Origin of the sequence: Sporosarcina sp. Marseille-Q4943 (genome assembly GCF_943736995.1) — a bacterium.
GTDB lineage: Bacteria > Bacillota > Bacilli > Bacillales_A > Planococcaceae > Sporosarcina.
The window spans coordinates 1334736-1358533 of sequence record NZ_OX031157.1; the positions used below are offsets into that span (position 1 = coordinate 1334736).

Genomic DNA, 23798 nt, shown 5'->3' on the forward strand with positions numbered 1-23798 from the left:
TTTGTGTTAGAAAGAGGTTTATATAATTTTGAGGACGATTATTGTACTATTACATATTGTAAAATGGTTATTTATTGTTGGATTATGCAGTGCTGGTATCGTTGTAGGTGCTGTCATATTAGGTATTATGGGGATTGATGTGCCTCACATGGAATTAATCATAAATGCTGTAGCACTACCTCTGTTGTTTTTCGACCTCAAAATTGTCAGGATAACAATAAGCATACTTTGTTTGATTATTTCTGTCTTCGTGTATTTTCAATTAAGGAAGATGATGGAATAGCCAAGCTAACTGGGATGCTTAGACGGCTCTTTTTTCTTGTTCAACTATAGGTGCAGAACAGCGTAAAAGGAGAAGTAATGTATAAGGTAAAACTCTATTTAAAGTATCGAATAAAATCATATCTTTTATATACCGCCATTTTCATTTCAGGGTTTATTATTGTTGTTTTTATATTTGGTCCACCGAAGCATTATGTTGTTCCTACTCTATCAATGATTACAGCTTATGGTTCTTTGGAATACGTAGAGTTTAAACGTTGGAAAAAAGATAAAAAGGGTGTTTTTTATTAAAGAGAAAATTGCTTTGGCTTTAAAACGAATAGAAGAGGATATTGAAAGCGATGATTTGGGAAAAGCGAGGGATCGATTGCACGGGTTAATCTCAACCTATCCTAATGAATTGGAACTTCGTAAAAAGTTGGGAGACATTTATTTTGAATTAAAATATCCTGCGATGGCTGGCCGATACTGGTATTTAGAAAAGAATAAAACTCCCCAAATGAAAAAAGCGTGTATAGTGTTTGAAAACTCCATGGGCAATGACATGGATAAAATCGCGCGGGCATTAAAGTATAAAGGTGATATTGAGCTTTTAGAAGGACTGGATATAGACCCCGCATTCTTATCTAGTGAATATAAAGGAAAAGAAAAATTGGTGGAAGAACAAGATGTTCCAATAGGGCCTACATACAAATTGATTATTTTTGGGTGTCTTTCAGTAATACTTTCCATAATTATTTTTGCATCAGTTGGGGTCTATACATTTATAGAATGGATGTTTTAATCTGTTTAATTAAATAATCCTTCTGGAAAAGTAAAATTAAAAAGAGGTGTATATATGCAAATTTTATATTGTTTTTTATCCTTGTTTCTTTTAAGTGGACTGATAGCTGGTTCTATGGATAGCGAATTTTTAATTGATATCTTCGGTAATATGGGTGATGATATTTCAATTTATTTTGGATTACCTTTGCTTTATTTGATTCGAAACTATTTTAAAGAGATAAAAACCCTACTTTATATTTTATTATTTTTTCTAAGCATATTTTCTTACATAGTTATTGCTAGTATTGTTATTGACTGACGAAGCCTCCCGCATTTTTCGGGAGGCTGTTTATTCATAGATACGGATTTTCCACCCATGGTCCGACCGTCGACAGTCTCGTCAGCTGCTTCGCCATATACGCTGGAGTGTAGGGCATATCGTTTTTCAGCCACCAAATGATGACGCCCAAATAGGCTGTGATGGGACCCATGGTGAATGCCTTTTTAAAATCATTCGTCCCGAAAACAGCACAGGACCTAACGAAAGCGATTGCTGAGGAAATTACGAGTATTGAATTGAAAAGAGTTTAAATTCGTAAATAGTCGAAGATGAATAATCGTAATCACCCATTGTCACAAGGGTGATTACTTTTGTTTCATTCACAAAACAAGGCGGTGTATTAGCACCTATTCATCCTTCTCCAATTCTGCGTACCATTTCACTTTCCACGCTTCCACTTTCGCGTCGATTTCATCCCTCGCCTGTTTCGCTTCTTCGCTCTTCTGCTCTTTTATTTCGGTAAAATGAGTCGATCTCAGCTCTCCCATTTCCTTTGCCAGCTCAATGACTTCACTATTTATTTTATTTGCCCCATCGCAGAAGAAATCTTTTCTGAAGCTTCGGTTGCTTTTTCGATAAAGTGATCCAATTGATCTTCAGTTGTTTGCATTTCGAGTGCCTCGATACTAATAGCCCCAAGCACCGTTCCTTCAAAATCAAAAATAGGCGCACCGACTGCTAGTGTACCTTCCGTTTTTTCGCCTATACTGATTGCAAACCCTTTCCGTTTGATCGAGCGCAATTGTTGCTTAAATTGTTCCCGCTCCCCCTCTTCCGGAATTAGCCTTTGCAGCAAGGCATCCGTATTATGGGGCGGCGCATATGCCAGCATCGTTTTATTAGCGGCCCCGATGTTCATCGGTATGCGTTCACCTATACTATCAATGATACGTACATTCCGCGGACTATCAATTCGGTCTATGATAATAGATACGTCATCGTTCGGTGTATTAAGGTATACGGTTTCCTCTACTTCCTTTGCCAATTTTTCGAGAATCGGCCGAGCTACATGACGAATGTCCAGTTTCTCGTATTTTTTTAAGCCCAGTTCCATCCATTTATAGCCTAGTTCATATTGCTTCGTATATTCGATTTGCGAAACGAGATTATGCAACTCAAGTGATTGCAACAACCGATACACCGTGCTAATCGGCAGTCCCGTCTCCTTCGCCAACTCTGCGACAAGCCATTTATCCTTTTGCGAGTCCGACATGACTTCGATGATGAGCATGGCCCTGTCTATCGATTGAATCATTTTCGTTTGCCTCCCGTCTTCCCCATATTGTAGCAGATATTGGACCAGCCCCGCATCTTTAATTATCAGACCCTTCCCAAAATAAAAGAAAAAGGGATTGACATTCATCCAATGACAGAACTAAAATAATATTAACATTTCAATATGTAGAATTAATTCCACAATGCGGAATTTCAACACGACAAGTGAAAGCGCTTTCTAAAGAGAGAAATAGAGAGGGTGGGAGAAATGGAAGGGTTCACAAAGTTCATCGCGGATATTACAAATTTCATATGGGGGATGCCGATCATGGTCATTCTCATCGGGGGTGGCGTTTTCTTGACGGTGCGTCTTGGTTTCTTCCAATTCCGCTACTTCCCGCATATTATCAAGCAGACTTTCGGCAAGATATTTTCAAAAAGTGAAGGGGACGGTACGTTGACTCCATTTCAAGCGACGGCAAGTGCGCTTGCTTCCACAATGGGTGCAGCGAATATTGTGGGAGTTCCGGTAGCTATCGCACTCGGCGGACCGGGGGCAATTTTCTGGATGTGGCTTGTCGCTCTTATCGGGATTGGAACCAAGTATTCGGAAGTCGTTCTCGGAATGCACTATCGGGAGAAAAACGAGGTCGGTGAATATGTCGGCGGCCCAATGTATTACATACGAAAAGGACTTGGCTGGAAAAAGGTCGCTTATTTCCTTGCTTTTGCACTTATGATTGAAATTGTCGCGAGTACGATGGTGCAATCCAATTCCATCGCAACAACGATGAAAGGTTCGTTTGGCTTGTCTCCTATTGTTACAGGCATTCTTGTTGCACTTCTTGTTGTCTTGGTCACTTACGGTGGAATTAAAACAATCGGAAAAGTGTCGGAGAAGTTGATTCCATTCATGGTTGTCATTTATCTTGTTGCTGCACTTGTAGTTATTGTTGCGAATATAAAAGAACTTCCAACTGCATTCGGACTGATTTTTGAATATGCGTTCCGGCCGATGTCGGCGGCGGGCGGTTTTGCCGGCGCTGGTGTAGCGGCTGCCATTCGTTGGGGCCTTGCCCGGGGGCTTTATTCCAATGAAGCAGGTATGGGAACGGCGCCGATTGCCCATTCAGCAGCCATTACGAATCATCCTGCGAAACAAGGATTCTGGGGTGTGTTCGAAGTAATCGTCGATACACTCGTCGTCTGTACAATTACTGCCCTTGTCGTCTTGACGTCTGGCGTCTGGAAAACCATGTCACCGGATGATGCCTCATCCATGGTGACAGAAGCGTTTGTGCCAGTATTCGGTTCATCACTTGCCGGAACTATCGTTTCAGCAACGCTATTCTTATTCGTCATCACCACAGTAGTCGTCATCATTTTCTATGGTGAAAAGCAGGCTGAGTTCCTTTTCGGGACAACATTCTCCAAGGTGATGCGCTTTATTTATATCGGTGCCATTATCGTCGGTGCAGTCGGAGGATTGCAGTTCATCTGGCAGTTCCTCGATTTATTGCTCGCTTTGGTTGTCATCCCGAACGTCATCGCTGTTCTATTCTTGAGCGGTAAAGTGAAAGAAATTACAAACGACTATTTTATGAATCTCTATCCGATCGAACGAAAAAAATGAATCCATCAAGGAGGCAAGAGATATGTACAATCAGCTAAGAAATTTGGAATTATCACAACAGGTCGAGATGTTGACTCGTCATTTGGTAAGCATCAATAGCATTAACGGGACACTTGGTGAGGTGGAGATTGTTCAGGAGATCTATCGGATACTTCGGTCATTCCCATATTTCGAAGAACATCCCGACCATCTCTGGCTCCAGACGATTGAAGGTGATCCGATCGGCCGTCAAAATGTCTTCGCTTTAGTAAAAGGCGAAAAACTCTCGAAGCAAACCGTCTTATTTCATTCTCATATTGATACGGTTGCTGTCGAAGATTTCGGACCTTTGAAAAAGGATGCTTTTTCTACGGATGCAATGGAAGATTTTTTCCGTGGATATGAAAATGATCCAGTAATCCAACAGGAGGCACTTTCAGGTGATTGGATGTTCGGACGCGGCTCTGTGGACATGAAAAGTGGTGCAGCTGTCCATATTGCGAATACTCTATATTTTACAGAACATCCAGAAAAACTGACTGGTAATGTACTCCTCCTTTGCAATGGGGATGAAGAAAGCGAACACCGTGGCATTATCGGTGCCCTTTCCGAATTAAATAGACTCCAAGCGGAACAGGGTCTTGATTTTATCACCGCTATCAATACTGATTTCATCACTCCATTGTATGATGGCGATTCAAACCGATATATTTACACGGGAGCCGCAGGCAAGATCCTTCCTTGCTTCCATATTTACGGTAAAGAAGTACATGTTGGTGACACACTATCAGGTATTGATCCGAATTTCATTGCTGCCAAATTGACGGAACGGATCCATAACCGATATGCCCTTGCGGAAAAAATTCCCGGGGAGCTTGTCCTGCCGCCGACTTGTCTACAACAACGCGACACGAAAGAGCTTTATACGGTTCAAACGGCGATTAGCAGTCATCTTTACTTCAACTATTTCGTTTATGAAGATACTCCCGAGCAAATACTCGAGAAATTGTTGCATGAAGCAAGAGAGGCATGTGAGGAAGCCGAGCGTTACTTGCAGCAACAGTTTGAAGAATATATCGAGTTTACCGAATTGCCTTCCCGAGATTTGTCATGGGGAATTGACGTGACTACTTATGATGAGTACTTACAATATTTGATTCAGCGTGGCGTCAATGTGAAATCGATTATCGACAAAGCGCTTGCAAAGAAGTCTGGCGATTTACGAGATGTTAGTTTCTCTATCGTCAGCGCCTTGCAGGAAGCCGATCCTGAAAAAAAAGCTCGGGTCATTTTATTCTTCGCACCGCCGTTCCTTCCGCATAATTATTTGAAGACGGATGTATCACGTGATAAAAAGATCCAATCTTCCATTTCGGAAGTGCTGGAAGAAATGGGTGAACTGACAGACGAGTGTTTTGAGTTAAAAAAATTCTTCCCTTATTTGGCAGATGGCAGTTTTCTATCAATCCATGAGGCAGAGGAAGAACTGGCACCACTTGTTCACAATTTGCCGGAATGGGACAACATTTACACAATTCCATTCCATACCATTCAAAAATTGAACATCCCATCCGTAAATATGGGTGTCTACGGAAAAGACGGCCATAAATGGACGGAACGTGTCTATAAACCTTACTCATTCGGAGTTTTGCCTTTGTTGATCCGCAAAACAACCATGCGTATGCTCGAAAAGGCGTCTGAAGATCAGTCGTTAGAATTAGTGTAAAAGTATATAAACGGCTCCCATTTGACCGGTATAACGGAGATTACCCCATGAGGAAACTTTTTCGAGACTGGGACTGTTTGTACCAACAGCAAAACCCCTTCAAGCCTTTTCACGGCTATGAAGGGGTTTTGCTTTGTTATTGCATCGATGCAAGTAGATTTATGCAAGCTCAATTGGCATTTGACGCCATTACGCTTTACTTACAACAATCTCTTCATCCACAACGTCCACATGGACTTTTTCAATGTCGTCTTCTTCCAAGATGAGATCAGTCAATGGATCTTCGATTTTGTCTTGGATGACTCTGCGGAGTGGTCGTGCTCCGAAATGTTTGTCGTAGCCGAGCTTCACCAATTCCCGTTTCGCTTCAGGCGAGATGGAGATCGCGATATCGTTTTCTTCAATCGCTTCTTCCAGGTCAACGAGCATCAAGTCAACGATTTCGAGTAGGTTGTCCTCTGTCAATTCATTGAACGAGACGATCGCATCGAAACGGTTCAGGAATTCAGGTTTGAAGTAGTCTCCGAGAGATTCGAGCATGGAGACGGATTCATGTGCGGTTTGATTGAACCCTACACTTACTTTCTTCTCGCCTGTTCCGGCGTTGCTCGTCATGATGATGACAGTGTCTTTGAAGCTCACTGTCCGTCCGTGCGAATCCGTTAGACGGCCGTCTTCCATAATTTGAAGGAACATATGTTGAACGTCCGGATGCGCTTTTTCGATTTCGTCGAATAGCAAAATCGAATATGGGTTGCGGCGGACTTGTTCCGTTAGTTGACCCGCTTCTTCGTGACCTACGTAACCTGGAGGTGAACCGATGATTTTAGAGACGGCGTGTTTCTCCATGTATTCACTCATGTCTAGGCGAATCAATGTGTCACGGGAACCGAATAGTTCTTCCGCCAACACTTTTGTAATTTCCGTTTTACCGACACCTGTCGGACCGACGAATAGGAACGATCCGATCGGACGCGTTTTTGATTTGAATCCTGCGCGGCTTCGGCGGATCGCTTTTGCGACTTTGTCGGCCGCTTCTTCTTGTCCGATCACTTTTTTCCGTAGATTGTCGGCAAGGTTTTTCATTTTCGCTTGTTCCGATGCTTGCAGTTTCGTCACCGGAATGCCTGTTTTTTCTTCCACGATTTCCTCGATGTCTTCAACCGCCACTTCATAGAGTGTGTTTTCACCTTGGTTGGCGTCCTCCAATTGTTGACGAAGTTGCATCTCTTCTTGGCGCAATGCTGCCGCTTTTTCATAGTCTTCCTCTTCTGCAGCTTGCTCTTTTTGCTGGACGACTTCTTCTAGCCGTTTTCCGATTGCATCTACATTCGCTGAAGCATGTTGAAGGTTCAAGCGTGCCCCCACTTCATCCATCAAATCAATTGCCTTGTCCGGCAAGAATCGGTCTTGGATATAGCGTTGGGACAGTGTGACGAATGCGCGAATCGTTTCATCCGAATAACGTACTTCGTGGAACGCTTCATAACGGTCTTTGATTCCGTTTAGGATTGTGATCGCGTCTTCCGTAGAAGGCTCTTTAACGATGATCGGCTGGAATCGGCGTTCGAGTGCCGCATCTTTTTCGATTTGACGGTATTCTTTCAACGTCGTCGCACCGATAATTTGCATGCTGCCCCGTGCCAATGCCGGTTTTAGGATATTCCCGGCATCCATTTTGGAGCCTTCCGCCGAACCTGCCCCGACCAGAAGATGGATTTCATCGATAAACACAATGACATCCGGCCGGTTTTCAATTTCCTCAATCAATTGTTTCATTCGCTCTTCGAATTGACCGCGGATACCGGTGTTCGAAACGAGTGACGCTACGTCTAACACATAAATTTGCTTGTTCAATAGTTTGGAAGGGACGTCGCCTTCATGGATTTTCACTGCAAGTCCTTCTGCGATCGCTGTTTTACCGACACCAGGTTCTCCGATAAGCACCGGGTTGTTTTTATTTCTTCTATTTAACGTCTCGATGACGCGTTTCACTTCATTGTCGCGGCCGATGACCGGGTCGATTTGTCCTTCCTCGGCATCGTTCGAAAGGTTTTTCCCGAGTTGGTCAAGCAAACCGTTCCCTTGATTCTCATCGACTTCTCTCACTTGCGTTTGTGCGAATGGCTTGCCGTTCGCTTGGAAAAATTGATTGGCATCATGGCCATATGACGGCATCTTGCCTGCATTCAATTGTCCTTGAATCTGTTGAAAGCATGTATGACACATTTGCATCTGCATACGTTGTTGATTCACATGTAGGCGAAGGCTCACTGTCGCTTCGTTCTTACCACAATGTTGACATTTCATAAGCCATTTCCTCCTTATAGTTTTGATTCATTTATATTAAAACTGACATTGACTATCTTTGACTTATAACTTTATTATACACTGACCTTTTTTGACTTTCAAGATTTTTGTTTGATTAAAATCTTACAACGGTGCCTGTGCACCACACATTTATGACAATTCATTATAAGATATAAATATACAAAAAGAAGCCTCCCGAATGTTGATACGGATGGCTTCGTCGTTTATTTTATGCAATTGTAGTGTATAGTCTGAATTGTGTGCTGCACAGGCACCCACACAATTCAGAGAACTTTTGATTGCTTCAACATAAAAGCGCGCAATACTTCTGCTCCAACCATCAGCTGCTCCATTGACGTATATTCGGCTGGATTATGGCTGATTCCATCCTTCGACGGGACGAAGATCATGCCAGTCGGACAGAGCGCAGCCATATTCATGGAATCATGCCCCGCACCGCTCGGCATTTCGAGCCACGCCACTCCTCTTTCTTCACATATCGCTTTTAGTTCGGCAACGAGTGCGCTATCCATCTGAACAGGTTCTTCCTCTGAAATCTTGTCCATCCATATGTTCAGATCGCGTTCTTTCGCCACGTCTTCGACCGCTGTTTCGAGTGCAACGACAACTCGCTGGCGTGATTCAAGGTTCGTCCCACGAATGTCGACGTATAGATCCGCGGAACCCGGCACTACATTCATCGCACCCGGTTGTATGGAGAAGACGCCGACTGTGCCGACCGTGCCATGCTCAAGTTCCGCAAGGGCTCCCTTCTCGACGGCAAGGGCGATTTCCGCGCCTCCAAGCAAAGTATCATGACGGTAATCCATCGGCGTCGTGCCGGAATGGTCCGCTGTCCCTCCGATGTGCACATGAAAACGGATCGGAGCCGCTATGGCAGAGACGACGCCAATTGCTTTCCCCTGTTTTTCGAGCACGGGGCCCTGTTCGACATGCAGCTCGACAAATGCTTTGATTTCATCTTGAAAGCGCCTTGCCAAATGGACCTCTTCCAAATCGAGCCCGTTTTCTTCAAATGCCTGCGCCAGCGTAATTCCGTTCTTGTCAGTGAGCGACCGGGTGTACGCAGGGTCCAGACGGCCTGACATTGCTTTGCTTCCAAGGGTCGATGCGCCGAAGCGGGCGGATTCCTCGCATGCAAAAATGATGACTTCAAGCGGGTGCTCCGTCTCCACGCCTTCATCCGCAAGAGAACGCATCACTTCAAGTGCAACAAGGACACCCGCCGTCCCGTCAAATTCACCTGCCGCATAGACGGAGTCGATATGCGAGCCAGTCGCGACAACCGGCAGGTCAGGTGAACGCCCTTCCCGTCGGCCAATGACATTTCCTGCGTAGTCGATTCGCACTGTCAGCCCTGCAAGTTCGAACTGCTTGATCAGATAATCGTGGGCATTCCTCTCGGTTTCGGTGTAGGCCAGCCGATTGATGCCTTCCCCTTCGTCTGTAAATTTAGCAAGCTCTTCAAATGATTGACGCAACCGACCCAGCTCCATGGCCATCCCCCAGTTCCTCTTTTTCTCCCTCCGCCTTGCATATAGGCAGGTGAAACGTGTATGAATACAAAAAGAAACCACTAGATTGTTCACATAGTTGGCTTCTGCAAGTAGTTTATTTAATTGTAGTGTATCGACTCTTACTCATTCAACTTCTGATAAATACGGAGCATTTGCTGCTGCTCCTCGGGCGTTAGCTTTTCAAATAGATTTCTTCTCAAAGCTTGCCCTTCCAAGTTTGCGCGTTGTAAAATTTCTTTCCCTGCTTCTGTAATCGTTAAGTAGACAATGCGTCTGTCTTCTTCATCAGTCGAGCGGACGGCAAGTTTCTTTTTTACAAGCTTCTCTGTTAAATGAGTGACTGTGGGAGGGGTTAACCCAAGTGCTTTCGCTAAATCGGAAGGCCGGCTTTTCCCATTGGAAGATAAATGGCCAAGAAGGAGTATATGGGATACACCCAAGTCTTCATTAAAGATTTTATTCCATTGAATGATCAAGTTATTCGTGAACTTGTCCATATTGTGTATGATGTCAAAAATTGTTTCTTCCTTCATTTTTACCCCTGCTTTCTCCATAAACAATTCCATTTTATCATATACAGCCTTCTTATACGAAAACGAACCCAAATTCAATGAAATTTGGGTTCATTCGTAAATCAATTATTGTGCAGAGAATCCGCCGTCGATGATAATTTCTGCGCCTGTAATATATGAAGAATCATCACTCGCTAAGAATAGAGCTGCGTTTGCAATATCAGCCGGCTTTCCAAGACGTTGCAAAGGTGTTGCGCGAACGAGTTGGTCAAGCAGCTCTTTCGATGCGCTCAAGTTTTGCGTCATCGGCGTTTCAATGATCCCCGGGAATAACGCATTTACGCGCACGCCTTGTCGACCGAATGTTGTCGCTGCCGCCTTGGAAATTGCACGGACAGCCCCTTTGGATGCGGAGTAATGGTTGAACCCTTGTCCGATTTGCGCTGTATACGATGAAATATTAACGATAGAACCGCTTTTTTGTTCAGCCATGATTGGCGCTACATGCTTCATGCCTGCAAAAGGGCCGAAGCTGTTGATTGCCATCATCTTTTGCCAATCGTCCATGCCGATTTCTGAATACGGTTTTTCAGAGGAAATCCCCGCGTTGTTTACAAGAACGTCGATGCGGCCGAATTTTTCTTTCACTTCTTTTGCAAATGCAGCCCACTCTTCATCAGACGCTACATTCAACTTCATGCCATGCACATTTTCCTTTTCACTTGCACGTTGCAAAGCTTCTTCGTTAATATCCGCTGCAATGACGACCGCGCCTTCCGCTTGGAACAGATCAACCATTCCTTCACCGATGCCAGATGCCCCGCCTGTCACGATCGCTACTTTTCCGTCCAATTTACCCATGTTGAACATCTCCTTATCGTAATTTGATAGAACCGCCGTCAACCATAATTGTTTGTCCCGTAATATAGTCCGCATCGTCGCTCGCCAAAAATACAGCTGTGCGGCCGATATCACCTTCCGGATCACCTAAACGGCGCAACGGAATGCGATTGATCATCGCTTCATACATATCTGGCGCACTTTGAGCCCATGCTTCCACGCCTGGCGTGAGCGCAATCGGTGAAATAAGGTTCACATTGATACCTTCAGGACCCCACTCATTCGCCGCCACACGTGAAATTGCGCGGATCGCTTCTTTCGCTGCTGCGTAAGATGCTTGTGTCGGCTGGCCATCCAAAACTGCGCCCGATGCAAAGTTAATGACTTTACCCTTTGTCTTCTTCAACTCAGGATACGCAGCTTGCATGAAATGGAAGGTCGGGTAAAAGCCTGTCCCAAATGATAAGTCGATCATCTCCATCGTCGTCTCAGCGAATAAAGCTTGTCGGGACGCATGGGCGTTATTCACAAGGATGTCCAACTTACCGAACTTTGCTACGACAGCTTGTACAACTTCAGTGACGTTTTCGGGTTTCGAAATATCTTTGATGAACAGCATGCTTTCCGTAAGTTCGTTCAACTCTGCTACCGTTTCTTGCCCTTTTTCTTCATTGATATCAACAACCGCAATTTGTGCGCCTTCTTTCGCCATTGCAAGCGCTATTCCTCTGCCGATCCCTGATGCGCTTCCTGTAATGATTGCCACTTTACCTTGTAATCTCATGCTTTTCCTCTCCTTATCGTTTGTCATCAATCTGTCCAGAAACCTTGTGCAACCATTTTGTTTTTATTGTTAAATGCGACGAATACACAGCCAATATTGATGACGAGCATAATAATGATTGCGTAGAGGACAGACGTATAGCTGCCTGTTGCATCGTATACGAAACCGTATGCAGGCAATGCAATAATCGAAGCGATTGCCAGACCTAGAGAAGACGTAGAGTAAATTTCACTATACGCTTTCTTGCCAAAGATCGTCGAAGCCAATGCCGGCGCGATAATACCGATCGAGGAACTGATCAACCCGAAGAGACCGACCGCCAATGTAATGATCGCTGTACTATTATTCGCGAATAGAAGTAAGCTGATCGCTATGATGCCGGAAGCCATCGCCAGGATTGCAGTATATTTCGATCCGAGTTTATCGACTAGGAACCCAAGAATGAGCGACCCTATTAAAATTCCGATCATATACGTCCCCATCACGTTCCCCGCAAATGTAATATCAAATCCTTGATTCGTTAAATACGTCGGAATATGCATGGAGAAGCTCGCAATCGATGTGATGAAAAAGAAGAACAGCATCAATGCGTAAAGAGCTGTTGACTTCTTAGCTGTCGCCATATCGATGCCCGCCTCGCCGGTTGCTTGCTGCTGTTGTTCTTGCCCTGTCACTTCCTCTGCGCCATACGGTATTACTCCGTGAGCTTGAGGAGAACGTTTAATGAGCAACATTACGATCGGCACGACGATAACAATTGCTGCGCCACCGACAATCATATAAGCAGTGCGCCAGCCGAGCCCGTCAATCAAACCTGCTGCAACCGGTTGTGCGATCGCACCGATTCCACCGCCGACTGCGCTAAGCACACCTAGTGCCAACCCATTGCTCTTTTTGAACCATTGATTGATAATGACTGGCCCTGCAATGACAGTAATGAACACACCGCCTACCGCCAAAGGAATCGCCAGTACATACCAGCCCCAAACGGAGCTCATCAAACCGAACAATGCAAAAGCCCCTGCTTGCAACACGATGCCAACCGATAAAATCAAACGGGTATCATATTTCGCCATCAGCTTTCCGCCTATTGGCAGGAAGAGCATCGTCACGACTGCAGAAACACTGAAATAAAGCGATAATTTCCCCATCCCGAACCCTAAATCATTTGTCACGCTCGTTAGAAAAAGACCTGAAGTATTATTAATGGCCCCTTTTCCAACCCCGACGATGATACTAAGTGCAATTAAAATCCACCATGCATAATGAAAGTTAGATTTCTGCTTCATTTTTCATTTTCCCTTTCTCAACTTGCAAATAGTTAGTTACTGAAACATTTCCTTGAAGTCCGGAGCCGTCGGATTCCCGAGGTAATGGCCACCTTCCACTTGAATCGTCTGCCCGGTAATGAACTTCGATTCATCAGAAGCTAAGAAGAGGACAGTATTGCCGATATCATCCGCTTCTCCGTGATAAGGTAATGCATTGTACTTCGCAAAAACATTCAATAATTCCTCAGACATATTGTTTTTCGCTGCTGGTGTCAAAATCAATCCGGGAGCTACTGCATTACAACGGATGTTATGTTTCCCATATTGTGTCGCTGCATATTTTGTCATATTAATGACGCCGGCTTTCGACGCGCCGTACGCAACGCGAATTGCATCACTGAAAAAGCCCGCCATTGAAGCGGTGTTAATAATCGATCCACCGCCGTTTTCAATCATATGTGGTATGGCATACTTGCAACCTAACAGGACACTTTTCAAGTTGACATTCATCAGTCGATCCCATTCGTCCAAATCGATATTGACGATGTCCAAGTCTTTACGGATATTCGTCAAGCCGACGTTATTGAAGAGGATGTCGATTTTCCCATAGTGATTGACCGTACGCTCAACCGCATGTTTGATTGATTCGCCATCACCTGCATCTACAAAGATGCCGATCGCTTCCCCGCCTTGTGCGCGAATCTCTTCAGCTGCGTTTTTTGCGCCTTCTTCATTGAAATCCGCCAAAACGACTTTTGCGCCTTCTTTCGCTAATAGTTGCGCTGAAGACAAGCCGATCCCTGAAGCGGCGCCCGTCACTAACGCAATCTTTCTTTCTACTCTGCCCATCATTGTCATTCCTTTCTAGCTAGTAATCTGAAGCTGAAAACAAATAACCGTTACAACATTCGAACAGAAGAAATGAACTCACCTTATCCGTGTGCGGAATTCATTTATGCAACCTAATAGTTAGATGACTAATTATTGTTCAACTAAATAGTAGTAAACTATCAGAAAAAAAGCAACTAAAAAAGACTAATTTGTGACAACAACTTTGCAAAAACCACAAAAACCAAACTTTATCTATTGACAAACTAAGAGACTTACATATAACACACAGACACCGGCCAGAAGTGTCTTATAACAAGCCTTAATCAGGTGCCTGTGCACCACACATTTATGACAATTCATTAAAATTCATAAAAACACAAAAAGAAGCCTCCCGAATATTGATTCAGTTGGCTTCTTCATTTATCTTATGCAATTGTAGTGTATTGTCAGAATTGATCGGGTGCCTGTGCAACACACATTTATGACTATTCGATAAAAAGTATATTCATACAAAAAGAAACCACCTGGTTGTTGATATAGATGGCTTCTTCAAATAAATTATTCAATTGCAACGTATAGTCCGAATAGTGTGCTGCACAGGCACCAAAATGGGCGGGCGCCCTATTTCACGACTGTCACTGGGCAGTTTACGTGTTTCATTACTTTATGGCTGACGCTGCCGAGGATCATTTCTTGGAATGCATTGAGGCCTCTGCTGCCGATGACGAGTTGGTCGATTGCTTTGGCATTGACGTATTTGATGATTTCTAGGCTCGGGTCCCCTTTGAGCATCGTCATGTTCGCTTTCACGCCAGCCGTATGCGCCAACTCCAGAACAGGATCAACTTTATGCTTTCGTTTCAGCAGGAGGCTTTCTTCGTTTTGCGATAAGAGCCGTTCATCTTTTGCTTTATTGTAATCCGCGACATAGATGAACTCCAATTGCGCTTCCGGTAAATGTTGTGCGAGCGTTATGGCATGTTTTGCAGCACGCAGCGCGTTTTCCGACCCGTCGATTGCTACACCTATTTTCATGTCGTTCCTCCCTTTCCCTCATAATAATTTTTCATATAGTTGTTCACTTGAAGAGTTGAAACCTCGGATTGTCACCGACTTCCCTTCTTCTTCGAGCTTCTGCTTCACTTTGGCGACAGCTCCGACAGAAGATTCGTCCCAAAGCTGGCTATTTTCAAAGTCGATAATGATGTCCTTTTCCTGCACGTCACGAAATGCTTGGATGAATTTCGTTGTGGATGCGAAAAACAACGGCCCTTTTACTTTGTATATGCCCTCTTCGTTCGTCACAGTTACACGAGATATTTTAGCGACGAAGAATAGCGAACTTAAGATGACACCGATGACGACGCCGATCGCCAGATTATGTGTATATAAGATAATCGCGACGGTGATGAGCATGACGAGCGATTCCGTTTTCGGCGCTTGCTTCAGGAACTTGAACGAGCCCCAATTGAAAGTTGTCGCGGCGACCATGATCATGACGCCAGCAAGGACAGGCATCGGAATTTTGACGACGACGTCTCCTAACACAATGATTAAAAACATGAGGAAGACACCTGCCGTAAATGTAGATAGACGCCCGCGACCACCCGATTTGATATTGATCATCGATTGGCCAATTAACGCACATCCTGCCATCCCGCCGAAAAATCCTGTAAAGAAGTTCGCGATCCCTTGTCCGCGTGCCTCCCGATTTTTATCGCTCGGCGTATCCGTCATATCATCCAGCACTTGGGAAGTGAGCAGTGATTCGAGTAAACCGACTATGGATAATGCTAATGAATACGGGAAAATGATTTTCATCGTTTCCAAGTTAAGCGGAATATCCGGAAGGAAAAACGTCGGCAGTGAACTTGGCATCCTTCCTAGATCACCGATCGTTTGCATCGATACGCCGCTAATAAGTGCAATGCCCGTCATGACAACTATCGCAATGAGTGGCGCGGGGATAGCCGTGAAGAAACGCGGAACCGCGTACACTACAACTAATGTCGCGATTGCAAAAACAAAAGTCATCGCATCATGTCCCCGCAAATAGGGCAGCTGAGTGATGAAAATCATAATGCCTAGCGCATTCACAAACCCGAGCATGACGGAGTTCGGGATGAAGCGCATTAAATTCGCAACCCCGAGTCCCCCGAGAATCAATTGAATGATCCCTGTTAATACAGTGGCTGCCAACACGTACTGCAAGCCATGATCCGCCATCAAGTTGACAAGCACTAACGCCATCGCGCCGGTTGCAGCCGAAATCAAACCTGGACGGCCGCCGACGAACGAAGTGATGACCGCAATCGTAAATGAAGCGTAGAGCGCGACACGCGGATCCACTCCTACGATGAACGCGAACGCGAGCGCTTCCGGAATGAGTGCCAGTCCTACGACGATTCCTGCTAAAATATCGGCCCGGATATTCCCGAACCATTGTTGTTTCAATGTATGCATATGTTGTTCTCCTCAATAAAATGTCAGGTAAAATCGTTCTAATTATAACAGACTGGACGGTTAAGATGCCTGCAATCAACACAATCGCACTTCTCGTTTCCCTTCAAACTAAATTGTCGACATCTTTACTAAAATCTAAAAATATAGTACATTAGTTTTTACATAATTCTAAATGGGGTGTTTTTCCGATGATTAAAATGGATGAAATTGTGGACAAAATTAGCAGCGCCCATGAAACAAAACAGCCTATTGAATTTATTCGTCACGACTATCAGTTGGACGAAGAGGCTGCGTATTCCGTGCAGGAACAACTCATTGCGAAACAAAAGACGATACATAACGCTGAAATTGCTGGCTATAAGGTCAGCATGACGAGCGCCGAAACACAAGCAATTGCCAACACGGATGAGCCTGCATACGGAACGTTGCTTTCAACACATATTCAACAGAGCGGAGATACGATTGCGCTATCTTCCTTATTTGACCCTTTAATCGAACCGGAAATCGTGTTTATTTTGCAAGAGGACTTGTCACCGAATGCAAGTGAAGAGGAAATTATCCAGAAAAGTAAGGTTTGTGCAGGCATCGAAATTCCGGATGCCCGTTATATTGACTGGTTCCCGAACTTCTCATTGGCGGACTTACTATGCGACAATACCGCAACTGGACTTGTCGTCTTAGCCGACCCGATCGAGCCGTTGACATTCAATCAATTTGAGCATGTTGAAATGGAGCTTTTTCATAACGGTGAAAAGATCAGTGAAGGCATTTCTTCCGCTGTGCTCGGCAATCCCGTATCATCTGTCGCTTGGCTTTCTGAGAAACTAGCAAAGAAAAATAAAGTGTTGCGGAAAGGCATGGTCATCTCTTCAGGTACATTTATTTCGCCGCTCGTTGCTAAGGAAGGAACTTATAAAGTTTCGTACTCACATATTGGGGAAGTTGAAGTTACGTTTGTGTGAATAAATAGGAAAGAACCCAGACCGTGGTTGGTTTGGGTTCTTTATGAATTGATTACTTATTGCTATTTGTATCGATTTTCAATCCAACGTCAACAACGCGACGAGTTCCACATGCACAGTGTGCGGGAAGAGGTCGACCGGCTGCACGCTTTTGAGTGTGTAGCCGAATTGCAGTAATTCCGCTGTATCCGTTGCGAATGTGTCCGGGTTGCACGATACGTAGACGATCCGTTTCGGTTGGGCGCGGCCGATTCGGCGCATCACTTTGCCGCCAGCACCGCATCGTGGCGGGTCGACCAATAATAGATCCGCCAAGCCCCAGCTTTCATGAATTTCGTCAATTCCTTTACGAGCATCGCGAGCAAGGAACGTCGTGTTATGCAGATTATTGTCAACCGCATTCCGTTTTGCGGATTCAATCGATGTCTCGACGATTTCAATGCCGGCCAATTCCTTCACACGTGCGGCAAATGGCAATGAAAACGTTCCAACGCCACAAAACAGGTCGATCGCTTTTTCGTCTTCCTGCGGCTTGCCCATCTCCAGCGCAAGATCGACAAGCTTCTGCGCTTGGACAGGATTCGTCTGGAAGAACGTATCGAACCAAAGGCGGTAGCGGTATCCGCCCAATTCATCGTAAATGAAGTCGCGTCCCGCCAATACGAATGTCTCCTCGGATTGCGTGCGGTCCGCAATATCCGTATTCACGAGCCACATGAGGCTTTTCACGTTCGGATAGTTGTTCGTGATCCGGTCAATCAAATTCTCCGCAGCCGCTGCCAATTCACCGGCAGGCTGTTCTGTCGCAAACAATGCAAGCATGAGTTCGCCGGTTTCAAAAGACTCCCGAACCATTAAGTGACGGAGAAGCCCTTCCTTCGTATCTTTATTGTAGCCGGGAAGACCGAACTCCTTCACCCATTCGCTCACTTCCATCGTCGCATCGACCATATTCCGGCCGGCGATCAGGCATGTTTCAAGCGGGATGATGTTACGGAAATTCCCTTGCTCATGCAGACCGAGGTCCCCTTCAGGAGAGAAGGTGAACTCCATTTTATTGCGGTAATGCCAAGGTTCGTCCATGCCAATCGTTTCCTGGACGAGTTCCGGATTCATTCCGACGCTTTCCAACGCCTTCTTCACATGTTCCGTCTTATGCTTCAGTTGGCCTTCGTAACTCCAATGCTGCCACACACAGCCGCCACAAAGCTCGAAATGCGGGCAAGGCGCCTCCATGCGATCCGGATTTTCGACCAAAATCTTTTCAGGCAATACCTTCCTCCATCTCATAGTCGGATCATCCACAGTAACTTGTACAGTCTCACCCGGCAACGTCTGCGGGATGATGAGCTTCAACTTTCTCAAGTTGCCCAGTTCATTCTCACGCCAAATGACCGCTTGTCCATTTCCTTTTCTGTCCAAGTGGTCGATTTCCGCAACCATTTTTTCTTCTATTGTAACGGTCAATCGATGATTCCCCTTTCAAAATTTCCTTATCTATTAAACGGCCGCTTTATAAACGGCTTGCAATTGTCTTCAACTGTACTATTATAACGGAAATGGAGCGGAATGAAAATGAATGTTCATTTCCATGTGATGGTCTTTCTATCTGCGCCAGAGTTCACCTCTTTTTCATCCGTTCCGCCACCTGTTGTGACTGCGGATTTCCTTCCTTTTGCAATTGCTCAATGATGTTGTGATAATCCGTTTCGTTGCGATTCTGGCTTAATTTGTAGGCAGCCTGAATCTCCTCTACCTTTATTTTAAATCCGACGATGCCTTTCAGTTCACTTTCAAGAAGCTTCGGGGAAAGCGTCTCCCATAGCACCGGATTTTCGCGATGTCCCTCGTATTTCTCAAGCATTTTTGTTAAGTCTTCCATTAATTCATCCGTTGTTTGAATGCTTACCTTGCCATACATATGGACCGCCTGATAATTCCACGTCGGCACATTTTCTTGAGAGTACCAGGAAGATGAAATATAGGCATGCGGCCCCTGAAACATGATGAGAACATCATCAGTCTCTTCGAATGTACGCCATTGCGGATTGCCATACGCCATATGCCCGGTAATATAGAAATCCTCTTCATGTTTCGTGAACCCGAAAGGCAAATGCGTTGCAATCGGTCTCCCCTTTTTTGTCGTGACGATTGTGCCGAATGAATTCTCTTGTACGAAGTTCAAGATTTCATTCACATCTGTGACTTTGAAGTATTTTGGGATATACATCTGATTCTCCCTTTCTTATAGGATCTGCTGTATATGGGAAACGCTCACTTTCCCGACTTAATTATACTATTTCGCACTAGAAATCTATCCTTAAATGTCAGAGGCACCCCTACCCCATCCAGCTCGGCATGGATATGCAAATGGGGCTCGGTTGTATTTCCGGAGTTGCCGACCTTTCCAAGCAACTGCCCCGTCTTCACTTCATCCCCTTCCGCCACAACAACACTGCCTTCTTGCATATGTGCTAGGAATAGCGTAGCTTCGTGCTGTTCGCAGACAAGGGCGACGAAGTTCCCTTCCGGATGTTCTGAATCTGATTCGGGTGGTGCCAAGTCCGGCAGGTGGTTCCTCGTTTCGACAACTTTTCCGTTGCACGGGCTGTATAGTTCATCGCCATAAATTGCGTATTTCGGCAGGTCTTTCGGGTAGAGCCCGTTTGCGCGGGTTCCGAGTTTCGTTAACTTCAAGATGTCTAGTGAATATTTCTGGTCCTCATATTTGTTGTGATAATTCATTAGCACGTTATTTCCGCCATGACCGACATAATACGTGCCCTGTTTGAGCGGAAATGCCAGCTCGATCGATTCTTCTTTGACCGAGTAACTTGTGAATACGAATGCGTTATAGGCGCCGAATACGAGGAGAAGTACAACGTGGACACCCATCGTCATTTTCTGTTTCTCTGTGTATGTTATTCGGAACGGCAAGGCGCGTGTTTTTCTCCAAGAGATGACGAGTGCGATAATGAGCAGGCCAATCCAAACATAACGGAAAAAGTAGCCAATCAAATTCCAATGGCCGGACTGGAACAACCAAATTAGAAAGATAATCGACGTTAACGCATCCAACAGCCATTCCAATCTGCTCTTAAAAGCAGCTTTCCACAGCGTCGCAATGAAAAATGCCGGCAGTGCGATGAGAATGGCGAGTGACATAATGATTCCGTACATCTAGTTCCCCCCCTTGTTTTCATCTAAATTTCATTTTCAACCCTTCATGTGAAACTGTAAATCCTAAACGCTCATAAAAGCGCAAGGCGTCTCCCCGTTTTTTATCGGTCGTTAGCTGAACGAGGTGGCAGTCACGTTCTTTGGCCCGTCGAATTGCCCATCTGATCAACTCCGTTCCGATTCCTTTCCCTCGTACGCTTGAAGATGTCCTAACTCCCTCGATTGTTGCCCGCCATCCACCTTGGTGGGTCAAGTAGGGAGTGAATGTGATTTGTTGAACGCCTACGACTTCATTGCCAAGACATGCAACGACGAGTTCATTGTTCGGGTCTGCGTCAATCGCTCGAAACGCTTTCAAATACGTTTCAGGCAACGGCAGTACAAATTGTTCCCGAGTCGTCCCCAGCTCGTCATCCGCCAACATTTCCACGATGCTTTCCAAATCATGTTCTGTCGCTAATCGAAATACTACTTCATTTGTCAATTGGATGGCCTCCTTCTGATTAATGCTCTTCCAAGTCTTACGCATCCATTTCTTATAGGCTGTGTCTTGAAACTGGTGCCTGTGCAGCACACATTTATGACAATTCATTAAACGTATTAAATATTCATCATGAAGTCAGACAAACATTAATTTGGGTGGTTTTATCATTTATTTTATGCAATTGTAGTGTATTGTCTGAATTGTGTACTGCACAGGCACCGGAAATATTCTGAAAACTACTATGAAGGTTTCGGTTTCCTTTCAAATATTCCTATAAAGTTTTTTCTGTATGAGAACAATAAATATCCTAAGGCAAGAACAAGGAGGACAGCTAGAAGAAGTAATGAATGATCGAGGAACAGATGGAGTAAGAAGATATTGACGACAATCGGAGCTAATATTGCAATGGCCAATGGGACGAATTGATTCGTTAGAAGCAAGGTTCCACATATGATTTCTAATGATTTTTCCACGATTAATAGATATTTGAATTCGAATAAGGCCATTGCTTCAGGACTTGTTGCGATGAACGGCTCCAAGCCGAAGATGACAAAGTAGCCGTTTATTCCTGCTACTAGAAAAATGATACCTAACAACAGCCTGCTTATGTGCTTCAATTTTTCCGCCAACTTGCACACCTCCCTTCTCTTTTCAATTGATTTCATCACTCTGTCGTTCCCTTTTATCCTACGAAAAGCGAGTCCGGAAAATGAAGGTGAAATCGGCGTAACTACATTTCCCCTCTCACACTGATTCAATGAGGCTTCACTATTTTCACATACAGCTCTTTCTGAATAAGCTTCCGTTTTGTCCAAACTAAAGCTGTCAACAAGATCAGTTCAAACAAGTTGGTAATGGCATTGCTTGCAACGTCAAACGGGATAGCACTGCCGATTGTCATAATCACCACGCCGATGAAAAACACTGCCCATCCTGTCTTCTTCCGTAACACCCCACCGGCAAGGAGCATAGCCAAGGTAATGAAGAGAATCATAATCGGCGGTCCACTTGGTGGTTCTGCAAATGTATAACTGACAACCCCATATTCCTTCTCAACTTGCAAATGAAGGTCTGCAGTGACAGTTACAATTTCTATTAGGATTGCGACAATGGTGTAAAGGATGGAAAGAGTGGTAACCCATGTTTTCTTTGCCCAAGAAACGCCGCTTTCGCGCAACGTTCCAATAGAGAAAATCACTAACAATGGGGTAATAATGGCATGCATCCAATACCTAATCACATTTAAGTTTTCTAAAACCGCACCTTCTCCAATCCAATGACCGATGGCTAAAATACCGTTATCATAGATGAGGGCTATGATGACTAAGTAGACTACACTCGTCCACTTGCTAAACTCTTGTGTATGAATGCCTTTTAATCCCCAAATGAGTAACGCCATATAAGCGAAGGTAAATAGCATATAAATTAGCTGATCCATACGTCGCTCCTTTCTAATCGATAGTTGGTGCCAATAGTTGGTGCCTGTGCACCACACATTTATGACAATTCAATAGAAGACATATTAATACATCTAGAAGCCAAACAAATGTTGACATGGTTGGCTTCTTCATTTATTTTATACAATTGTAGTGTATTGTCTGAATAGTTTTCCGCACAGGCACCGACACAATTCAATTATCAACCTTCTGTGGCATAAGTCCTCGACCTATCACATTAGCGGAAACTGGCTTCTTCCCGATTTCCCTCGCCCATACCGACAGCTGCCCGATATGATGAATTTCATGCGCAATCACATGCCGCATGACCTCGCCCCACGCATCCTTCACAATCCGGCCATCGGGCATCGTATCTTGCAGCAAGTTATGCTCCATGCTCTCCTTCCAATCTCGAACAAACGCCTCCACTTCCGGCTTGAATCGTGCATCTAGCTCCCGGACTTTCGCCAGACTTTTAAAGTCTTCAAAGCTCTCTAGGGGAGCGGGCTTACCTTCCAACACCCGGATCCAACTCCACTCCACGTCGATTATGTGGAAGAGCGTCTCTAAAATGCTGCCAACTCCACCAGTCCGCGTGCGAAGAAGCTCTGCCTTCTCCACCTCTTCACACCAGCGATACCAATCCTCTCGCACTTGCCAATTGTACGCAAACAATGTTTTCAAACGGCAGCCTCCTTATCAAAACTCTTTATTTATTCAAAACCGAAAACACCCGCGCATCATGTGATTGTCCATTTTGGAATAGATAGCTGCGCAGGATTCCCTCTTGGACAAACCCATGCTTTTTTAATAAATTGATGGAAGCTACATTGTCCAAAAACGTGACGGCTCCCATTCGGTGCAGGCCCAATTCTTTGAATGAATAGTTCAATACCGCCTTCAATGCCTCCGATGTGATGCCGGTTCGCCAAAAATCAGGGTGGATCTCAAATCCGATTTCCGCCCGTTTCATTCCTTTGGAAAGGTTATTCAAGCCGATTGTTCCTGCAAAACGGTTATCTTCTTTCCGGACCATTGCCCATCTGATGCTGCGGCTCGCTAAAAAGGAATTCCTAAAATGCTCAACCAGCTTTTCCGCCTGAGCCAGTTCAGTCATTGGGTCCATTCCGTAATATTGGAGGACCGCAGGATTTGAAAAGTTATCGAAGACCCCCTGGGCATGCTCCTTACTGACCTCTACAAGATGCAGCCGTTCTGTCTGTAATTCGGGAAATGTCATGATGGTT

Annotated in this window: 25 protein-coding genes; 5 read left to right on the forward strand and 20 right to left on the reverse strand. The window is 44.8% G+C overall.

The features are described from left to right. Positions 1–568 precede the first annotated feature (568 nt). Together NIT04_RS15620 and NIT04_RS15625 are read left to right on the forward strand one after the other, a co-directional pair. Positions 569–1066, forward strand: a complete 498-nt coding sequence (locus NIT04_RS15620; protein WP_371922588.1) for a DUF6584 family protein — start codon at positions 569–571, stop codon at positions 1064–1066. A 54-nt stretch (positions 1067–1120) separates the two neighbouring features. Then, a complete protein-coding gene (locus tag NIT04_RS15625; protein ID WP_252504458.1) occupies positions 1121–1366 on the forward strand; it encodes a hypothetical protein in 246 nt (81 codons plus the stop codon). A gap of 34 nt (positions 1367–1400) precedes the next feature. Here the strand turns inward: NIT04_RS15625 and NIT04_RS15630 are convergent, their stop codons facing one another. From NIT04_RS15630 to NIT04_RS15640, 3 genes are all read right to left on the reverse strand, one after another. Further along, positions 1401–1538, reverse strand: coding sequence for a TetR-like C-terminal domain-containing protein (locus NIT04_RS15630; protein ID WP_252504459.1), 138 nt, complete (start codon positions 1536–1538; stop codon positions 1401–1403). A 196-nt stretch (positions 1539–1734) separates the two neighbouring features. Next, positions 1735–1875, reverse strand: coding sequence for a hypothetical protein (locus tag NIT04_RS15635; RefSeq protein ID WP_252504460.1), 141 nt, complete (start codon positions 1873–1875; stop codon positions 1735–1737). A gap of 29 nt (positions 1876–1904) precedes the next feature. Beyond that, entirely contained in the window at positions 1905–2642 is a 738-nt protein-coding gene (locus NIT04_RS15640) for an IclR family transcriptional regulator (RefSeq protein ID WP_252504461.1), read from the reverse strand. A 228-nt stretch (positions 2643–2870) separates the two neighbouring features. Between NIT04_RS15640 and NIT04_RS15645 the strand changes: the two genes are divergently transcribed. Both NIT04_RS15645 and NIT04_RS15650 read left to right on the forward strand, forming a co-directional pair. Then, positions 2871–4235: a sodium:alanine symporter family protein gene (locus NIT04_RS15645; protein ID WP_252504462.1), complete on the forward strand. Its 1365-nt coding sequence runs from the start codon at positions 2871–2873 to the stop codon at positions 4233–4235. A gap of 22 nt (positions 4236–4257) precedes the next feature. Next, a complete protein-coding gene (locus NIT04_RS15650; RefSeq protein ID WP_252504463.1) occupies positions 4258–5940 on the forward strand; it encodes a M20/M25/M40 family metallo-hydrolase in 1683 nt (560 codons plus the stop codon). A 189-nt stretch (positions 5941–6129) separates the two neighbouring features. On the opposite strand, the gene NIT04_RS15655 is transcribed toward NIT04_RS15650, so the two are convergent. From NIT04_RS15655 to NIT04_RS15695, 9 genes are all read right to left on the reverse strand, one after another. Then, positions 6130–8250 (reverse strand): ATP-dependent Clp protease ATP-binding subunit, encoded by a 2121-nt coding sequence (locus NIT04_RS15655; protein ID WP_252504464.1) that lies wholly within the window; start codon positions 8248–8250, stop codon positions 6130–6132. Between the two features lie 284 nt (positions 8251–8534). Continuing rightward, positions 8535–9773 carry a Zn-dependent hydrolase gene (locus tag NIT04_RS15660; protein WP_252504465.1) on the reverse strand — a complete coding sequence of 413 codons (1239 nt, stop codon included), beginning with the start codon at positions 9771–9773 and terminating at the stop codon, positions 8535–8537. Between the two features lie 134 nt (positions 9774–9907). Continuing rightward, a complete protein-coding gene (locus tag NIT04_RS15665) occupies positions 9908–10321 on the reverse strand; it encodes a MarR family winged helix-turn-helix transcriptional regulator (RefSeq protein WP_252504466.1) in 414 nt (137 codons plus the stop codon). A 105-nt stretch (positions 10322–10426) separates the two neighbouring features. Continuing rightward, on the reverse strand, positions 10427–11161 hold the full coding sequence (locus tag NIT04_RS15670) for an SDR family NAD(P)-dependent oxidoreductase (protein ID WP_252504467.1): 735 nt from the start codon (positions 11159–11161) through the stop codon (positions 10427–10429). A 13-nt stretch (positions 11162–11174) separates the two neighbouring features. Beyond that, positions 11175–11924 carry an SDR family NAD(P)-dependent oxidoreductase gene (locus NIT04_RS15675; RefSeq protein WP_252504468.1) on the reverse strand — a complete coding sequence of 250 codons (750 nt, stop codon included), beginning with the start codon at positions 11922–11924 and terminating at the stop codon, positions 11175–11177. A 26-nt stretch (positions 11925–11950) separates the two neighbouring features. Then, positions 11951–13213, reverse strand: a complete 1263-nt coding sequence (locus tag NIT04_RS15680; RefSeq protein WP_252504469.1) for an MFS transporter — start codon at positions 13211–13213, stop codon at positions 11951–11953. Between the two features lie 36 nt (positions 13214–13249). Further along, positions 13250–14044, reverse strand: a complete 795-nt coding sequence (locus NIT04_RS15685) for an SDR family NAD(P)-dependent oxidoreductase (protein WP_252504470.1) — start codon at positions 14042–14044, stop codon at positions 13250–13252. A gap of 603 nt (positions 14045–14647) precedes the next feature. After that, positions 14648–15061, reverse strand: coding sequence for a universal stress protein (locus tag NIT04_RS15690; RefSeq protein ID WP_252504471.1), 414 nt, complete (start codon positions 15059–15061; stop codon positions 14648–14650). An 18-nt stretch (positions 15062–15079) separates the two neighbouring features. Then, a complete protein-coding gene (locus tag NIT04_RS15695) occupies positions 15080–16489 on the reverse strand; it encodes a SulP family inorganic anion transporter (protein WP_252504472.1) in 1410 nt (469 codons plus the stop codon). Positions 16490–16686: 197 nt separating this feature from the next. Here NIT04_RS15695 and NIT04_RS15700 point away from each other — a divergent pair, with 197 nt between their 5' ends. Next, entirely contained in the window at positions 16687–17451 is a 765-nt protein-coding gene (locus NIT04_RS15700) for a 2-keto-4-pentenoate hydratase (protein ID WP_371922589.1), read from the forward strand. A gap of 78 nt (positions 17452–17529) precedes the next feature. Here NIT04_RS15700 and rlmD read toward each other — a convergent pair whose 3' ends face one another. The 8 genes from rlmD to NIT04_RS15740 all read right to left on the reverse strand — a co-directional run bounded on the left by rlmD (position 17530) and on the right by NIT04_RS15740 (position 23791). Next, the gene (gene rlmD, locus NIT04_RS15705; RefSeq protein WP_371922590.1) at positions 17530–18894 is read right to left on the reverse strand and encodes a 23S rRNA (uracil(1939)-C(5))-methyltransferase RlmD; all 1365 of its coding nucleotides are present in this window, start codon (positions 18892–18894) and stop codon (positions 17530–17532) included. Positions 18895–19072: 178 nt separating this feature from the next. Then, the gene (locus tag NIT04_RS15710; protein WP_252504475.1) at positions 19073–19681 is read right to left on the reverse strand and encodes an FMN-binding negative transcriptional regulator; all 609 of its coding nucleotides are present in this window, start codon (positions 19679–19681) and stop codon (positions 19073–19075) included. Between the two features lie 44 nt (positions 19682–19725). Continuing rightward, positions 19726–20631: a M23 family metallopeptidase gene (locus NIT04_RS15715; RefSeq protein ID WP_252504476.1), complete on the reverse strand. Its 906-nt coding sequence runs from the start codon at positions 20629–20631 to the stop codon at positions 19726–19728. A 19-nt stretch (positions 20632–20650) separates the two neighbouring features. Continuing rightward, complete coding sequence (locus tag NIT04_RS15720; RefSeq protein ID WP_252504477.1) at positions 20651–21115, reverse strand: GNAT family N-acetyltransferase; 465 nt, start codon at positions 21113–21115, stop codon at positions 20651–20653. A gap of 239 nt (positions 21116–21354) precedes the next feature. Beyond that, positions 21355–21744, reverse strand: coding sequence for a hypothetical protein (locus NIT04_RS15725; protein ID WP_252504478.1), 390 nt, complete (start codon positions 21742–21744; stop codon positions 21355–21357). 125 nt (positions 21745–21869) lie between these two features. Next, positions 21870–22553, reverse strand: coding sequence for a phospholipid phosphatase (locus NIT04_RS15730; RefSeq protein ID WP_252504479.1), 684 nt, complete (start codon positions 22551–22553; stop codon positions 21870–21872). Between the two features lie 193 nt (positions 22554–22746). Continuing rightward, entirely contained in the window at positions 22747–23235 is a 489-nt protein-coding gene (locus NIT04_RS15735; RefSeq protein ID WP_252504480.1) for a DinB family protein, read from the reverse strand. 25 nt (positions 23236–23260) lie between these two features. Beyond that, a complete protein-coding gene (locus tag NIT04_RS15740) occupies positions 23261–23791 on the reverse strand; it encodes a GNAT family N-acetyltransferase (protein ID WP_252504481.1) in 531 nt (176 codons plus the stop codon). Positions 23792–23798 lie beyond the last annotated feature (7 nt).